Here is a 15,011-nt window from a genome sequence, read left to right as displayed (position 1 = left end):
GGGGGGTGGTGGTTGGGCGGGCGGCCGGCGCCCGCCCATGCGCCAGCCCGGCCAAATCACACCCCCGCCCCGCGGGGGCCGTGGGGTTTCTGCCGGGGGTCGCGCGGAGGGCCTGGACCGTGGGGCCCAGCTCGGGGTCGGCAGTGAAGGTGTTCAGCGCGGACGACAGGACCTCCGCGTAGGTGGCGCGCGCGGCCTGGTAGCGCTGGCGCCCCTCGTCCGTGATGACCGCGTAGACGCCGCGCTTGTCCGACGGACACAGGTCCTTGAAGGCGAAGCCGGCCGTTTCGAGGCGGCCCACCAGGCGCGTCACCGACGACTGCCCCAGACCGACCTTGTCGGCCAGGTCCTGCATGCGCAGTTCGCTCGTCTTGGAGTGGTGCAGGTGCTCCAGTGAGCGGTACTCCGACAGTCCGATCCCGTGCCGCCGCTGCAGGGCCAGGGCCAGTTCGCGCTCCACGTACGCATGGAGCGCGAGCACCCGGTTCCATGCGGCCTGATCGGAGGTGCGCAGGGGCGCGTGGGATGAAGTTGCCATAAGTGCCTCCCTTGCAAAGGTGTTGCTTGACAGCAGAGTACATGCGCATGCAAGATCCTGGCGCCCCGAGTTTGCGTTTTCAGGGACTCGCTGGCGGTACTTGATTGCACGTACAAGCAACATTTTAGACGTCTTGTGTACACCCGCCCGCAAGATCCGGGCGACCACGGCTTCGCTGCACCAGGTCGTGCTCCATCCTCTCCACCGACCCCACCACATGGCCGCTCAAGGTGACGCACGCTCCGATCGAAGGCACCGAGTGCCGCTCCACGAGCCCTTGACCGGCCGGAAAGGCCGTCTGCGATGAGAGATCCGGTGAAGATCCAGATCCGGCCCGACTACGTCCACCCCTCCTGCACGCAGGCCGACCAGGCCGGCTACGGCACCGCGTGCGGCATCGAAGGAGACCGCTGAGATGAGCATCCGCGCTCACTTCACCCCCGTCGCGCAGTCACCCCGCCCGGAGCGGGACCGCCACGTCCTGGCCACGGTGACCTACGGCGACACCGCCGGCCTCAGCCGCTTCCAGCACGGCCACCCCGACCTGACCATTCCGATGGCCGTCACCGGTGGCGACGCCTTCCGCGAGGTGTGGACCGTGGCGGACCGGCCGCGCTGGGTCCTGCGCGAGGACAACGCCTACGCCCACGACGGCCGCCACCTCTTCGTCGCCGGGCTCCTCCCGGAACAGGACGTCTACACACCCCCGGTGCGCGACATCTACGAGAAGGCCTTCGCCCTGGTCAACCACCTCGACTACGGCCACATCTTCCGGATGTGGAACTTCGTCGGCAACATCGTCGGCACCAACGCCGAGGGCATGGAGGTCTACCAGGACTTCGTCCAGGGCCGCGCCCAGGCGTTCCACACCTACATGGGGGACAGCACCGCCCAGCTCCCCGCCGCCACCGGAATCGGCACCCAGGGCCGCGGCATCGCCTTCTTCCTGCTGGCGACGAGAAGAGGAGTGCCCCGGCACATAGAGAACGGCCGGCAGACGTCCGCCTACCACTACCCCGACCAGTACGGCCCCAAGTCGCCGAGCTTCGCCCGGGCCACCGTCCTGGACGGCACGCTCTACGTCTCCGGCACCGCGTCCATCCTCGGCCACGAGACCGTCCACCACGGCGACGTGCGGGCCCAGACCCGGGAAACCCTCGACAACATCGCCCACCTGATCTCCCGCGAGAACCTCGCCCCCCAGGGCATCGACGCGGGCCACGACCTGAAAGACCTCCGAATGATCAAGGCATACGTACGACATGAGGGCGATATTCCGGCGGTACGCGCGGTCTGTGAGGAGAAGCTTGGTCTTGGTGTTGAGGTGAAGTACCTCAACGTCGCGGTCTGCCGCGACGACCTCCTCGTCGAGATCGAGGGCCTCGTCCCCGCTCGGGGGTGGGACCTGTGACCGACCTCAAGGTGGGCATCGTCCTCCCCGGACGCGAATGCGTCATCGACGAGGGCCCCTACCCCGCCAACCTCGCCTCCATCGCCGCCCTGGCCGAGGAGTCCGGCTTCGACTCCATCTGGGCCGGCGAATCCCCCCTCGCCCGCTCGCGGATGAACCCGCTGCTCGCCCTCGCCGCGGCCGCCACCGCCACCGAACGCCTCCAGCTGGGCACCGCCGTCCTCATGCCGCTGCGCCCTCCCGTCCACCTGGCGCACGAACTGGCCTGCCTCGACCGGATCTCCGGCGGCCGGCTCATCGCCGGCATCGGATCCGGCTTCGCCTCCCCCGCGACGGAACGCGAATTCGCCAACTACGGGCTGGACTTCACCACCCGCTTCGGACGGATGCGGGAGACCGTCGAGATCTGCCAGGCCCTGTGGGCCGCCCGCGGCGAGCCCGTCTCGTACGAGGGACAGCACTACCGGCTCCAGGACGCGGCCCTGCTGCCCCTGCCGCACCAGCCGCAGGGCCCCCCGCTGTGGATCGCCCACTCCGGGCCCAAGATGCTGCGGCGGGCGGGCCAGCACTTCGACGGCTGGATGCCCACCTCCACCACCCCCGAGAAGTACGGCGAAGGCTGGGACCAGGTCGACGCCGCCCGCCAGGAGGCGGGCCGCCCCGCCGACGCCGTCACCGGCGCCGTCTACCTCTCCGTCGCGGTCAACCGCGACCGCCAGCGGGCCGAGGACACCCTGTGGTCCTACTTCGACGCCTACTACGGCCTCCCCCTCACCACCATGCGCACCACCCAGGGGATCTTCGGCGGAACCCCGCAGGAGGTCGCCGACTGGCTCAACCGGTACATCAAGAACGGCGCCCGCCACCTGATCCTGCGCCTTCCCACCGACGAGCTGACGGAGGCCGGCTACCGCACCGCGGTCCAGCGGACCGCGCAGGAACTGCTCCCGATCCTCCGCGGCCTGTGAACCGCGAAACGCAGGCGCCGGCCTGGGCGGTGTGGGCGGCGGCCTGGCCGATCACCGCCGTGTTCATGCTCTCCAACATCCCCACCCCGCTGCTCGGCCTCTGGCAGGAACGCATCGGCTTCTCCACCGGCACCGAGACCGTCATCTTCGCCGCCTACATCGGCGGCCTGCTCCTCGCCCTGCCCTTCACCGGGGCCCTGGCCGACCGGTACGGCACCCGCCGCGTCCTGGTCCCCGCCCTGGCCGCCGGCCTGACGTCCTGCGCCCTGTTCATGACGGCCACCCACGTCCTCACCCTGATCGTCGCGCGACTGCTCACCGGTGTGGCAGTCGGCGCGGCGCTCTCGGCCGGGACGGCGGCGGTCGCCCACGTCGGAGGGCCCGATCGGCGCCCGCAGGCGGTCCTCGCCGGGTCGGTGGCCATCGGCACCGGCCTGGCGACCGGCCCCCTGCTCGGCGGCAGCGTCTCCCAGTACTGGGCGGCCCCCACGGTGGCCGTGTTCGTGCTCGAAGGCGTCCTGCTCCTGACCGCCCTGGCGGTCGTCCACACCCTCCACCTGCCACCCGCGCCGGCCTCCCGGGAGGCGCCCACCGCGGGCTGGCTGCGCCTGCCGTCGGTCCCCCGCGTCAACCGCCGCGGCCTGGCCACCAGCCTGATGGCCTACATCCCCGGCATGACGGGCACGTCCCTCCTGCTCGCCCTGGGACCGATCCTGCTCAGCTCACTCCTGCACACCGGCAACCGCCTGGTGACGGGCGGGATCGGCTTCATGATGTTCGGAGCGTCCACCGGCATCCAGTTCGCGATCAAGAAGCTGCCGCTCGGGCGCATCCTCACCATCGCGGGCGTCGCCACCGGGATCGCCATGCTCGCCACCGCCACCGCCGTCCGCACCCACTCCCTCGCCCTGCTGTCCGTCGCGGCGATCCTCGCGGGCATCGGCCAGGGCATGGGCCAGTACGGCGGCTTCTCCCGCCTGGGAACCGAGGTCACCCCCACCCGCCTCGCCGAGGCCAACGCGGCGCTCAGCGCGGGCGGCTACCTGTTCGCCGGCATCCTGCCCATCCTCACCGGCTACCTGAGCGACGCCGCCGGAATCGCCACCTCCTCCACGGTGTTCGCGGCCCTCACCGGCGCCGCGGCGCTCGGTGGATCGCTGCTGGTGAACTCGGCCCGCGTGCGGACACCCCGGCCCACCGGGGACACCGCGGACGCCCCACCGACGGCGGCCACCGCCGCCGGCTCGGCCCGGCTCACGCCCAACCGCCCTTCCCACTCCGGGAGATGACCACCACCCGGGCCCGACCCGACACACCTCCCACGACGGCGCGTCCCCACCGGGGGCAGCCGACCGAGCAGGTCGACGGCGGCGGCGCCGGCCCCGCGAACGGCGCCCGCCGTCGTCCGAGGGGCCGGCCCCGGCGGTCCGACGACGAGGCGCCGGCGACGCCGCGAGGCCGGACGTCAGCGCCCCGGCGTCGAACGCCGGGCATCGAGCCGGGTCACCCCACGCCCACCGGGACCCGTTCCGGCGCCGCCACCGCCGCCAGCCGTCGCAGGCTCGCCCGACGCTGGACCACACTCAGGCCGGTGGAGGCGACTCCCAGAGCCAGCCAGCCGATCGGGCCGGCCACCATCACCGCGCCGGTCAGCAGCATCGGGCCCACCGACCTCTGCACCGACTGGGACATCCCCGCCACCCCCAGGTACGACGCCCGGGCGCGCGGCGGCGCCAGGCTGACCGCCAGCTCCCAGGAGCTGACCGAGCGCATCAGCTCCGCCAGTGTGACCAGCGCCGCGGCGGCCAGCAGGGCGATCGTGGCGGTCCAGGGGCCGCCACCGGTCGAGAGCGCGATCAGCACGCAGGTCGCGAGCAGCAGAACCCCGTACCAGCCCACCGCCGTGGTCGCCCCGCGCGGGCGCTCGGCCCAGGCGGAGACGCGCATCTGCAGCAGCACCACGAGCACGGTGTTGAGGGTCAGGAAGACCGGGACGACGGCGTGCGGGGCGTCGGTGTGGTGGATGAGCCAGAGCGGCAGGCCGACGTTGAGGATCGTGTCGTCCAGGCACATCGGCAGGTCCAGCAGGACGAACAGCAGGTAGCCGCGGTCCCGCCAGGGGCTCGGCGCGGCGGACGGCTCGCCCGCCGACGGCCCACCGGCCGTCGATCCGGCAGCCGCTCCGTCCACCGACCCGGCGGCAGCCGTCACCAGCCCCCGCCCGCCCGGCTCCTCGGTGCGCCAGATCATCGCCGCGGCCAGGACGTACGAGAGCGCGTTGGCCACGATCAGCGCGCGGTAGGCGGTCGTGGTGCCCACCGCCAGGCCGATCGCCGCGATGCCCGCGCCGACCGCGTACCCGGCGTTGGCCACGCTGCGGAACAGCGCCTGGTACGTGCTGCGCCGCTCACCCGCGACCCGGGTGGCGAAGAGCATCTCCAGGGTCTTGGCGCCCCGTTCGGCCAGGCAGGTCAGGGCGACGACCACCAGCAGCGCGGCGTAGTGGTCGACCACCAGCAGCAGGCCCATCGTCCCCAGCCGCAGCAGGTGGCATCCGATCAGCAGCCCGCGCACCGGCAGCCGCTCGGCCGCCCGGCCGGCCAGCGGCGACCCGGCGATCCCCGCCACCGCGCCGACCCCGAGCAGCAGCCCGAGCCGGCCCGCGTCCATCCCGCAGACGTAGGTGAAGTACAGCACCGAGGCCGCCGCCCAGACTCCGGTCCCGGTCCGGTCCACGCCCTCCGCCAGCAGCATGATCCGCGCGTCCCGCCCACCCGGCGGCCGCCGCAGCTGCGCCAACAGTCCGTTCCCCCGCATGCGCAGGTCCCCCGTTTCACGATCACCATCAATCTCGACGTCAAGATACTTCATATCGAGAGACATGGGGAACCCCCGGCGACCGGCGGAGCCTTCGGCGACCGGCGGACAGTGCGCCCCGGTCCGACCCGGCCAGGCGGGCGCCCTCGCCCCCGGCGACACCTCCTCCGTCGACCGATTGTCAGTGCCGCCCGCTACGGTCACCCCTGACACACCATCACCAGGGGGGCAACGCCATGACCACACCGGGCAGCAGCCCACTCACCACCGCCGAACTCGTGGACGGCTGGCGCCGGGTCGGCGTCCGCGAGGGCATGGCGCTGATCGTGCACTCCTCGCTCTCCAGCCTCGGCCGGGTCGAGGGCGGCGCGCAGGCCGTGGTGGCCAGCCTGCGCGAGGCGGTCGGGCCGGGCGGCACCGTCGCGGCGCCCGCCTTCACCACCGGCACGGTCTGCGACCCGGCGCCGGAGCAGACCGGCGTGCCCACCCCCGAGGTCGCCGAACTCCGCGCCGCCGTCCCGCTGTTCCACCCCGACCTGCCCTCCCGGATGGGCGCGGTGGCCGAGGCGCTGCGCGCCCTGCCGGAGAGCCTCCGCAGCACCCACCCGCAAGCCTCGGTCGCCGCCGTCGGCGCCCACGCCCGGGAGGTCACCGCCCGCCGCTCACTCGGCTTCGCCGTCGGCCGGGAGTCGCCCTTCGGCGCCCTGCACGACCTCGGCGGGTACGTGCTGCTGATCGGCGTCGGGCACAACCGCAACACCTTCCTGCACTACGCCGAGACCTTTGTCCCCAACCGCCGGCTCAAGCTGCGCCGCTTCCCGATGGCGATCCAGGGCGAGCGGGTCTGGATCGAGACGCTCGACGTCGGCAACGACAACGACACCCACTTCCCGGTCGTGGGGCGGGAGTTCGAGGAGCAGGCCGGCATCCGCGAGGTGCTGGTCGGCAACGCGCCCTGCCGTCTCGTCCCGGTCCGCGAGCTCATACCCTTCGCCGTCCGCCGCCTCACCGAACTCCTGGCGGCGGACGGCCCCGGAGCGGCGTAGCCCGGCCACTCACGTTTCCGTGAGCGGCCGGGCCGTGTCCGTCACCCAGCCACGCGGCTCGGCGTCAGTGCTGCTCGTCGTGCAGCGAGTTGGTGTCCTGGATCTTCTTCCAGGACTTCGGCTCCACCGGCAGCTGCCCGTCACCCCGGTCCGCGCTCGGCGCCAGCGAGGCCGCGGCCGGGGTGCCCGCCCGCACCGGCCCGACGGCGGGCTTGGCGGCGGTGAACAGCCAGGTGTTGAAGAGGTCGCCGAGCTTCTTCCCGGCGACCTTCTCCGCGTACGCCTGGAACTCCGGGATGGTCGCGTTGCCGTAGCGCCGCTCGGTGGGCCAGCCCTTGAGGATCTGGAAGAACTTCTCGTCCCCGACGGCGTTGCGCAGCGCCTGGATGGCCACCGCGCCCCGGTCGTACACGGCGCTCGCGAACTGGTTCTCCGCGCCCGGGTCGCCCGGCTTGACGGTCCAGAACGGGTCGTCGGCCGGGTGCGAGGCGTAGACGTAGTCGGCCAGCTCCTGCGCGGTGCCCTCGTCCTCGTGCTCGGACCAGAGGAACTGCGCGTACCGGGCGAAGCCCTCGTTCAGCCAGATGTCGCTCCAGCGCGAGAGCGAGACGCTGTCGCCGTACCACTGGTGGGCCAGCTCGTGCACGACCACCGAGGTGTTGGCGCCCTTGGCGAACTGCCGGGGGCTGTAGAAGACCCGGGTCTGGGTCTCCAGGGCGAAGCCGGTCGGGACGTTGGGAACGTAGCCGCCGACCGAGCTGAACGGGTAGTCGCCGAAGATGCCGCTCAGCCAGTCCACCAGCTCGCCGGTGCGCTCGACACTGGCCCGGGCCGCGTCCCCGTTGTCCCCGAGGTCCTTGCTGTACGCGTTGTAGACCGGCAGCCCGCTCGGTGTGGTGTCCGTGCTGATGTCGAACTTGCCGACCGCGAGCGTGGCCAGATAAGTCGCCTGGGGCTTGTTCTCACGCCAGCTGTAGCGGGTCCAGCCGGCCTGCGAGGTGGTGCCGGTCAGGATGCCGTTGCTGATCACCTGGTTGCCGTCCGGCACCTGCACCGAGACGTCGAAGGTGGCCTTGTCGCTCGGGTGGTCGTTGCTCGGGAACCACCACCAGGCCGACTCGGGCTCGCCCGCCGCCACCGCGCCGTCCGGCGTGCGCAGCCAGGCGGTGAAGCCGTACCTCTTCACGGTGGACGGCACGCCCTTGTAGCGGACCACCACGGTGGCCTGGCTGCCCTTGGCCAGCGGCCGGGCCGGGGTGATCTCCAGCTCCTGCTCGCCGCTGGTGGCGAAGGTCGCGGGCCGCCCGTTGACCCGGACCTCCGAGACGTTCAGCGCGAAGTCGAGGTTGAACCGGGACAGGTCCTGGGTCGCCGTGGCGAGGATGGTGGTGGTGCCCTCCAGTTCGTCGGTGGCGGGCTGGTACTTCAGCCGGATGTCATAGTGCGAGACGCGGTATCCGCCGTTGCCGTAGGTCGGGTAGTAGGGGTCGCCGACCCCGGCCGCGCCGGGTTGGAAGTCGGCGGCCGAGGCGGGGACGGCCAGGAACAGGCTCAGGGCACTGGCAGCAGAGACGATCAGCCTCTTGCGCAACGTGGTCCTCCAGGATCACCGGAACGATGGGTCGGATCGATCCTTGTCCCGGTGGCCCTCGGTCCACTCCCTGATTGTGAGATGTTCATGAAAAGAAACGCGCCGAAATGACGCCGCCGCAGTACTGTCACCCGTCCCGGCCGTCACCCACGCCCCACGGCCGTGCGACCCGAACGGCCGCGCCGACGGCCCCGCCCCGAGGGCGTTCCGCTACGCCCCCAGCACCACCGGCGCCCGGACCAACGAGCCGTACTCCGTCCACGAGCCGTCGTAGTTCTTCACGTGCGGGTACCCCAGCAGTTCGGTGAGCGCGAACCAGGTGTGCGCGGACCGCTCGCCGATCCGGCAGTAGGCGATCACCTCGCGCTCCGCCTCCACGCCCTTGCCCGCGTACAGCGCCCGCAGCTCCTCGGCCGAGCGGAACGACCCGTCGTCGTTGGCCGCCTGCGACCAGGGCACGTTGACCGCCCCGGGGATGTGCCCCGGCACCTGGGCCTGCTCCTGCGGCAGGTGCGGCGGCGCGATCAGCTCGCCCCGGAACTCCGCCGGGGAGCGGACGTCCACCAGCACCGCGTCCGCGCCGGGCTTGGCGAACACCTCGGCCTTGGTCAGCACCTCGTCCCGCAGCGCCCGCAGTTCGGGCCGCTCCGGCCCGGTCAGCCGGTAGCCGGTGTGCTGGTAGTCCATCACTTCCCGGGTGAGCTCCCGCCCCTCCAGCTCCCACTTCTTGCGCCCGCCGTCGAGCAGCCGCACCGGCCCGAAGCCGCGCAGCCGCAGCAGCCAGTAGGCGTAGGCGGCGAACCAGTTGTTGTTGCCGCCGTACAGCACCACGGTGGTGTCGTCCTCCACCCCGGCCGCCCGCAGCAGGCGCTGGACGCCCTCGCGGTCGACGTAGTCGCGGCCGACCTGGCTGTGCAGGTCGGTGGTCCAGTTCCAGCCGACCGCGCCGGGGATGTGGTCCCGGTCGTAGGCGGTGCTGTCCTCGTCCACCTCGACGACCCGGATCGTCCCGTCGTCCAGGTGGTGGGCCAGCCACTCGGTGTGCACCAGCGCCTCGGGGTGCGCGTAGCCGTTGCCGGTCATCCCAGGCCCTCCTTCGCTCTGCCCAAGCTGCGGCGCCCGACCACGGGCGGGGCAGGCCGCGCTGGGCACGGCGAGGCGCCGGCGACCGGGCCGGACAGTTCGAAGCTACGCCGGCCCTCCGGCCCGGTCCACTCCGGCCCGGACCGGTCCCGTCAGCCGCCCGCCGCGCCGTCCAGCCGGGCCAGGTAGTACAGGTTCAGCACGTCCCCCTCGACGCGTTTCACGTCCACCAACCGGAACCCGGCCTCCGCCAGCATCCGCCGGGCCGTCTGCTCGCCCCAGACAGTCCCGAGGCCCTCGCCGTCGTCACCGAGCGAGACCGTCATGCAGAAGAAGGTCGAGAAGGTGTACAGCGCGGGCGCCAGCGGGTGGTCGATGTTCTCCTCCAGCTTGCTGCTGGCGTCGATGTCGCCCATCAGGAAGACGCCGTCGGGCCGCAGCGCGCCCGCGATCGCGGCCAGGGTGCGGGTCGGCCGGGCCAGGTCGTGGATCACATCGAAGGCGGTGACCAGGTCGTACCTGCCGGTCAGCTCGGCGCAGTCGGCGACCTCGAACCAGGCGTTGTGGAGGCCGAGTTCGGCCGCCGCTTCGCGGGCGGCGGCGACGCCCTCGGCGGAGATGTCGATCCCGGTGAACCGGCTCGCGGGGAACGCCCTGGCGAGCACGGTGACGGCGTGCCCCTGCCCGGTGCCGACGTCCAGCGCGTCGATCCCGGCCCGCAGCCGCTCGGTCAGCCCGGGCACCATCGGCACGATCGCGTCCACCAGTGCCAGGTCGTACACCCGGGCGGTCTCCTCGGCCTCCAGCTGCTGGAAGCGCGGGTAGGCCGAGTACGGCATTCCGCCGCCGGTGCGGAAGTGGCCGAGCAGCTCCTGCTCGACCTCGCCCATCATCGCGAGGAACGGCATCATGCACGCCAGGTTCGCCGGGCCGGCCGCTCTGGTCAGTGACGCCGCGTGCTCGGGGGGCAGCGTGTAGGTGTGCTGTCGCGGGTCGTACTCGACGAACCCCGCGACCACCATGCCGCCCAGCCACTCGCGCACGTAGCGCTCGTTCAGCCCGGCGGCGCGGGCGATCTCCTCGCTGGTCGACGGCGCGAGCCCGGCCATCAGGTCGAAGAGCCCGGTCTGGTGGCCGATGCTGGTCAGGAGTCCCAGGCAGGCGTCGTTCAGGACCTCCAGCACGCGCCCGGCGAAGTCCTCCTGCTTCGCCACATCCAGATCCCGTACGGACATCGCTCCTCCTCCGTAGCCGGGACGGCGACCCCCTCCCTGTCACGCTACGCGCATGCGGTCCGGGCGGGCAGTCCGACGGTTCCAGGCGATCGCCGAACTGCCCCGCACGTCGCCGGAGACCGGCCGGACCGGAGAAGCGTCAATGGGTCAGGAGAAGATCACCGAGCGCAGCTTCAGCCGGTCGCCGAGCTTCTTTCCGGGGTTCATGACGTAGAAGGTGTCGCCGTTGCAGTCGAAGTCCAGGAACACCGTCGCCGTGGAGGTGGTGAAGTTCTCCGGAGCGAAGCCCGGCGCCTCCTCGGTGGTGAACGGAAGGTTGACGCACTTACCGCTCTCCGGGTCGGCGAGGCCGGTCGGAACGCCCGGACCGACCTTGTAGAGGAAGTCACCGGTGGCGGCGTCGGCGGACATCGGAACGGCGATGACGAGTGCGACGGCACTGGCGACGGCGAGCGCGGCATTGCGGAGACGCATGAGTGAGGGCCTTTCAGGTGGTACCCGGGGTACCAAAGGAATTGGTGCGAGATCACCCTAGAGGCCAAAAATCCGCAGAAACGGTTCTCCCAATCCACTCGTTCGAGTGGTTTAAAGGGCAATGCCATTACTCGCCGCGCCCACCAATGCCTGCCCGTATCAGACGCCCGATTCCCGGATTCCGCAGGTCAGTTCGGCGGCGCCGTGAACAGGTACCCGGAGTCGATCAGCGCCGGGAGGTACAGCCTCAGCGCCGCCACCGTCTGCGAGCGGTCCCCGCCGCCGTCGTGGTTGAGCACGATCGACCCGGGCCGGACGTCCTTGAGGATCCGGTCGGTGATCGCCGAGGTGCCCGGCTGGGCCCAGTCCCGCGGGTCCACCGACCAGCCCAGGTTCCGCATCCCGAGGTCGGCGCTCACCTTGAGCGACACCGGCGACCAGTCCCCGCCCGGCGCGCGGAACCAGGTGGGCTGCCGGCCGGTGGTCCGGTGCAGCAGGTCGGAGGTGCGCTCCAGCTCGTCCCGGACCTTGTCCTCGGACATGTGCCGCAGGTCCGGATGGGTCCAGGTGTGGTTGGCGATGTGATGGCCGCGGTCCGCGATCTCCTTCACCAGGCCCGGGTGCTCGACGACGTTCTCGCCGATCAGGAAGAAGGTCGCGCGGATCCCGTGCTGCTGCAGCAGGTCCAGCACGGCGGGCGTGTACCGGGGGTCCGGGCCGTCGTCAATGGTGAGCGCCACCACCCGCTGCGCCGGGTCCAGCTCGTACACCGGCTTGCTCTCCGCTTCGGTGAGCACCCGGCGAATGGGCTCCAGACCCGGCACGGAGGCCGAACCGGAGGGTGGCACCGGTGAGGGCGTGGCGGGCGAGACGGACGGCCACGGCGACGGTGCCCCGAGCGGCACGGCCGAGGGCGCCGGGGCGCCGGGCCCACCCGCCGCCGGGGTCTGCGGACCGGCCGCCGAGGAGGCGTGATCCCCCTCGTTCCAGGGGCTCTTGCAACCGCCGGCCGCGCCCAGCAGGGACATCCCCGCGGCGACCAGCAGCAACCTACGCGAGGTGATCCGAGATGTCACCGAGGCTTTAATCTGACGATCTGACAGCATTCTGGATGCTTCCCCCGCCGGTCACCGCCGATCTCCAAGGGCAACTCCGACGGCCCCGATCACCACTCCGACGGCCCAGGGCGACCGGCCGCACACCCCGCACACCCGGCCCTTCCCCGGCTCTTCCCCGACCGGACGCCCGGCCTCCCGCCGAGGCCGCTACGCTGTGCTCCCCAGTGTGATGATCTGCCATCAGAGGACGTGGCCATGACGACAAGTCAGGACTTCCCCCAGCAGGGCCCGCAGGACGAGGACGCCGCCGAGCTGAGCCAGTGGGAACGTTTCGGCGTCGACACCACCACTCCGCACTCAGCGCGCGTGTACGACTACTGGCTGGGCGGCAAGACCAACTTCCCGCCGGACCGCGCCATGGGGCAGGCCATCGAGGAGGCCGTGCCGAGCGTCAAGGAGATGGCCAAGGCCAACCGCGCCTTCCAGGGCCGGGCGGTCCGCTACCTGGCCCGAGAACACGGCATCCGCCAGTTCCTCGACCTCGGCACCGGAATCCCCACCTCGCCGAACACCCACGAGATCGCCGAGGCGGTCAGCCCCGGCACCCGGGTGGTCTACGTCGACAACGACCCGATCGTGCTCGCCCACGCCCGCGCCCTGATGGTCTCCAGCCCGGCCAGCCGTACCACCTACATCCACGCCGACCTGCGCAAGCCCGAGGAACTGTTCGTCGACCCGGCGCTCACCTCCACCCTGGACCTCACCCAGCCGGTCGGCCTGTTGATGATCGCCGTCCTGATGCTGATCGCCGACGAGGACGACCCGTGGGGCCGGGTCGCCGCGCTGCGCGACGCCCTGCCCGTCGGCAGCTGTCTCGCCCTCACCACCCCCACCCAGGACTTCGACCCGGAGGCGGTCGGCAAGGTCGCCGAGGCGGCCCGGGCCGGCGGGATGACCCTGGTGCCACGCGGCTACGACGACGTGCTCCGCTTCTTCGACGGCTGGGAGCTGGTCGAGCCGGGCGTCGCCCCGGTCCTGGCCTGGCGCCCGGACGGCGAGCCGCCGGCCGACCCGAAGGCGGCGTACTACTGGGGCGGCGTCGCCGTCAAGCGCTGACGCCGTCGAGCACTGACGCCATCAAGCACTGAGCACCCCCGGGCGGGACGGCCGCGCGCCGTCCCGCCCGGGGCGTCACTTCAGCAGCCGGGACAGCCGCCGGTCCGCCAGCGGCTTGCCCCCGGTCTGGCAGGTCGGGCAGTACTGCAGCGAGGAGTCCGCGAAGGACACCTCCCGCACGGTGTCCCCACAGACCGGGCAGGGCCGGCCGGTCCGCCCGTGCACCCGCAGCCCGAGCTTCTTCTCCGCCTTCAGCTCCCCCGCCGCCAGCCCGCGCGAGCGCTCCACCGCGTCGCGCAGCGTGCTGCCGAGCGCTTCGTACAGCCGCGCCGCCTCCTCCCCCGTCAGGCCGGCGGCCAGTTTGTACGGCGACATCCGGGCCGCGTGCAGCACCTCGTCCGAGTAGGCGTTGCCAACGCCCGCCAGCACGCTCTGGTCGCGCAGCACTCCCTTGAGCCGGCGGCGGTCGCCCCGCATCAGGGCGGCGAAGTCGTCGAAGGTGAAGCCGGGGTCGAGCGGGTCCGGGCCGAGCCCGGCCACGCCCGGTACCTCGACCGGGTCCTTCACCACGTAGACGGCGAGCCCCTTCTTCGTCCCGGCTTCGGTGAGGTCGAAGCCGTCCCCGGCCTCGCCCTCCAGGCGCACCCGCAGGGCGAGCGGGTTCCGCGGGCCCGGTCGCGGCGGCTCGGCGGGCAGGCTGTCCTTCCAGCGCAGCCAGCCGGCCCGGGCCAGGTGGACGACCAGGTGCAACCCGCCGACCTCGATGTCCAGGAACTTGCCGTGCCGGGTCACCGGCCCGACCGTCCGCCCCTCCAGGGCCGTCACCGGTGGGTCGTACGTCTTCAGCGCGCTGATCGCCACCGGCTGCACCCGGGCGATCACGCGCCCGGTCAGCCGCTCGGACAGGAAGGCGCTCAACGCCTCCACCTCGGGCAGCTCCGGCATGCGCCCAGTCTCCCCCACCCCGCGCCGCCCCGCTCCTGCGTCGGCCGCCCCTCCCCACCACCTGACCCGGCCCCCTTTTGCCTCCCCCCGTCCCGAAGAGCAGGCTGGGACCCGAGGAGGCCCCGCAATGAGGGAGCGCGGCATGGGCGTCCTCCCGGCCGAGGGCCGGGGAAGATTCATCGAGGGGCGCGCGTTGTGCCGAGCGCCCACCCAGCGCAGCGAGGAGGGCTCATGAGCACTCTTGAGGAACAGATCGACATCGCCGCCCCCGTCCTCGCCGCCTGGGAGCAGCTGCACCGGGTGCGCGAGTACCCGCAGTTCGTGGACGGCGTCCGCAGCGCGCACCCGCACGGCCGGAACCTCGCGCACCTCGGGGTGCAGGTCAGCGGTACCGAGCACTCGGTCGACACCGAGATCACCGATCTCGGCCGGGGCCGGGTGATGTCCTGGCGGACGCTGAACTCCGCCCATCTGCGCGGCGCCTTCGCGCTGCTGCCGCTCGACGCCCGGCACACCCGGTTGCAGATCCGGGTGGAGTACGACCCGGAGGCGGTGCAGCGGGAGTTCGGCGGCCCGCGCGGCTTCGCTCAGGCCGGGGCGATCGAACGGGCGGTGCGCGAGGACCTGGAGCACTTCCGGGAGCTGGTCGAGGCCCGGGTGAGTGCCGCCAACGGTCACCGGAAGGACTCCCACGACGCTCCGTAAGAAACACATAAGCCCAGCTCAGGA

The 15,011-nt window shown here is 72.0% G+C and carries 14 protein-coding genes and 1 pseudogene; 7 read left to right on the top strand and 8 right to left on the bottom strand.

The annotated features are described in order from the left end of the window. Positions 1-100: 100 nt before the first annotated feature. Positions 101-538, bottom strand: a pseudogene (locus ACGF12_RS14470) (MarR family winged helix-turn-helix transcriptional regulator); the annotation flags it as partial. A gap of 415 nt (positions 539-953) precedes the next feature. Here ACGF12_RS14470 and ACGF12_RS14465 point away from each other — a divergent pair. The 3 genes from ACGF12_RS14465 to ACGF12_RS14455 are packed head-to-tail and all read left to right on the top strand — an operon-like array spanning position 954 to position 4,206. Next, entirely contained in the window at positions 954-1,949 is a 996-nt protein-coding gene (locus tag ACGF12_RS14465) for an FkbO/Hyg5 family chorismatase (protein WP_393028663.1), read from the top strand. Beyond that, a complete protein-coding gene (locus ACGF12_RS14460) occupies positions 1,946-2,917 on the top strand; it encodes an LLM class flavin-dependent oxidoreductase (RefSeq protein WP_393028661.1) in 972 nt (323 codons plus the stop codon). Before ACGF12_RS14465 ends, ACGF12_RS14460 begins: the two co-directional genes overlap by 4 nt. Then, positions 2,914-4,206: an MFS transporter gene (locus tag ACGF12_RS14455; protein WP_393028659.1), complete on the top strand. Its 1,293-nt coding sequence runs from the start codon at positions 2,914-2,916 to the stop codon at positions 4,204-4,206. The genes ACGF12_RS14460 and ACGF12_RS14455 overlap by 4 nt, the downstream gene beginning before the upstream one ends. Positions 4,207-4,420: 214 nt before the next feature. Here the strand turns inward: ACGF12_RS14455 and ACGF12_RS14450 are convergent, their stop codons facing one another. After that, positions 4,421-5,734 carry an MFS transporter gene (locus ACGF12_RS14450; protein ID WP_393028657.1) on the bottom strand — a complete coding sequence of 438 codons (1,314 nt, stop codon included), beginning with the start codon at positions 5,732-5,734 and terminating at the stop codon, positions 4,421-4,423. A gap of 236 nt (positions 5,735-5,970) precedes the next feature. Between ACGF12_RS14450 and ACGF12_RS14445 the strand changes: the two genes are divergently transcribed. Continuing rightward, positions 5,971-6,780: an aminoglycoside N(3)-acetyltransferase gene (locus tag ACGF12_RS14445; RefSeq protein WP_393028655.1), complete on the top strand. Its 810-nt coding sequence runs from the start codon at positions 5,971-5,973 to the stop codon at positions 6,778-6,780. A gap of 64 nt (positions 6,781-6,844) precedes the next feature. On the opposite strand, the gene ACGF12_RS14440 is transcribed toward ACGF12_RS14445, so the two are convergent. From ACGF12_RS14440 to ACGF12_RS14420, 5 genes are all read right to left on the bottom strand, one after another. Further along, positions 6,845-8,371 carry a M1 family metallopeptidase gene (locus ACGF12_RS14440; protein ID WP_393028653.1) on the bottom strand — a complete coding sequence of 509 codons (1,527 nt, stop codon included), beginning with the start codon at positions 8,369-8,371 and terminating at the stop codon, positions 6,845-6,847. Positions 8,372-8,581: 210 nt separating this feature from the next. Further along, positions 8,582-9,454, bottom strand: a complete 873-nt coding sequence (locus tag ACGF12_RS14435) for a sulfurtransferase (protein ID WP_393028651.1) — start codon at positions 9,452-9,454, stop codon at positions 8,582-8,584. A 152-nt stretch (positions 9,455-9,606) separates the two neighbouring features. Further along, positions 9,607-10,689, bottom strand: coding sequence for a class I SAM-dependent methyltransferase (locus tag ACGF12_RS14430; protein WP_393028649.1), 1,083 nt, complete (start codon positions 10,687-10,689; stop codon positions 9,607-9,609). A gap of 147 nt (positions 10,690-10,836) precedes the next feature. Then, a complete protein-coding gene (locus ACGF12_RS14425) occupies positions 10,837-11,163 on the bottom strand; it encodes a hypothetical protein (RefSeq protein ID WP_393028647.1) in 327 nt (108 codons plus the stop codon). 188 nt (positions 11,164-11,351) lie between these two features. Next, a complete protein-coding gene (locus ACGF12_RS14420; RefSeq protein ID WP_393028645.1) occupies positions 11,352-11,960 on the bottom strand; it encodes a polysaccharide deacetylase family protein in 609 nt (202 codons plus the stop codon). A 7-nt stretch (positions 11,961-11,967) separates the two neighbouring features. Between ACGF12_RS14420 and ACGF12_RS14415 the strand changes: the two genes are divergently transcribed. Together ACGF12_RS14415 and ACGF12_RS14410 are read left to right on the top strand one after the other, a co-directional pair. Next, the gene (locus ACGF12_RS14415; protein WP_393028643.1) at positions 11,968-12,138 is read left to right on the top strand and encodes a hypothetical protein; all 171 of its coding nucleotides are present in this window, start codon (positions 11,968-11,970) and stop codon (positions 12,136-12,138) included. A 338-nt stretch (positions 12,139-12,476) separates the two neighbouring features. Further along, a complete protein-coding gene (locus ACGF12_RS14410; protein WP_393028641.1) occupies positions 12,477-13,337 on the top strand; it encodes an SAM-dependent methyltransferase in 861 nt (286 codons plus the stop codon). Positions 13,338-13,412: 75 nt separating this feature from the next. Here the strand turns inward: ACGF12_RS14410 and ACGF12_RS14405 are convergent, their stop codons facing one another. Then, positions 13,413-14,282: an Fpg/Nei family DNA glycosylase gene (locus ACGF12_RS14405; RefSeq protein ID WP_393028639.1), complete on the bottom strand. Its 870-nt coding sequence runs from the start codon at positions 14,280-14,282 to the stop codon at positions 13,413-13,415. A 231-nt stretch (positions 14,283-14,513) separates the two neighbouring features. Between ACGF12_RS14405 and ACGF12_RS14400 the strand changes: the two genes are divergently transcribed. Next, the gene (locus ACGF12_RS14400) at positions 14,514-14,987 is read left to right on the top strand and encodes an SRPBCC family protein (RefSeq protein WP_393028637.1); all 474 of its coding nucleotides are present in this window, start codon (positions 14,514-14,516) and stop codon (positions 14,985-14,987) included. Positions 14,988-15,011: the final 24 nt, after the last annotated feature.

The organism is Kitasatospora sp. NPDC048296, from assembly GCF_043201815.1.
Classification (GTDB): Bacteria; Actinomycetota; Actinomycetes; order Streptomycetales; family Streptomycetaceae; genus Kitasatospora.
This window is presented reverse-complemented; position numbering and strand designations above follow the sequence as displayed.

Excerpts from the sequence above, each read along its gene's own strand:
- ACGF12_RS14465 (WP_393028663.1), top strand. The coding sequence starts at position 954 with ATGAGCATCCGCGCTCACTTCACCCCCGTCGCGCAGTCACCCCGCCCG.
- ACGF12_RS14450 (WP_393028657.1), bottom strand. The coding sequence starts at position 5,734 with ATGCGGGGGAACGGACTGTTGGCGCAGCTGCGGCGGCCGCCGGGTGGG.
- ACGF12_RS14445 (WP_393028655.1), top strand. The coding sequence starts at position 5,971 with ATGACCACACCGGGCAGCAGCCCACTCACCACCGCCGAACTCGTGGAC.
- ACGF12_RS14435 (WP_393028651.1), bottom strand. The coding sequence starts at position 9,454 with ATGACCGGCAACGGCTACGCGCACCCCGAGGCGCTGGTGCACACCGAG.
- ACGF12_RS14430 (WP_393028649.1), bottom strand. The coding sequence starts at position 10,689 with ATGTCCGTACGGGATCTGGATGTGGCGAAGCAGGAGGACTTCGCCGGG.
- ACGF12_RS14425 (WP_393028647.1), bottom strand. The coding sequence starts at position 11,163 with ATGCGTCTCCGCAATGCCGCGCTCGCCGTCGCCAGTGCCGTCGCACTC.
- ACGF12_RS14415 (WP_393028643.1), top strand. The coding sequence starts at position 11,968 with ATGGGCTCCAGACCCGGCACGGAGGCCGAACCGGAGGGTGGCACCGGT.
- ACGF12_RS14410 (WP_393028641.1), top strand. The coding sequence starts at position 12,477 with ATGACGACAAGTCAGGACTTCCCCCAGCAGGGCCCGCAGGACGAGGAC.
- ACGF12_RS14405 (WP_393028639.1), bottom strand. The coding sequence starts at position 14,282 with ATGCCGGAGCTGCCCGAGGTGGAGGCGTTGAGCGCCTTCCTGTCCGAG.
- ACGF12_RS14400 (WP_393028637.1), top strand. The coding sequence starts at position 14,514 with ATGAGCACTCTTGAGGAACAGATCGACATCGCCGCCCCCGTCCTCGCC.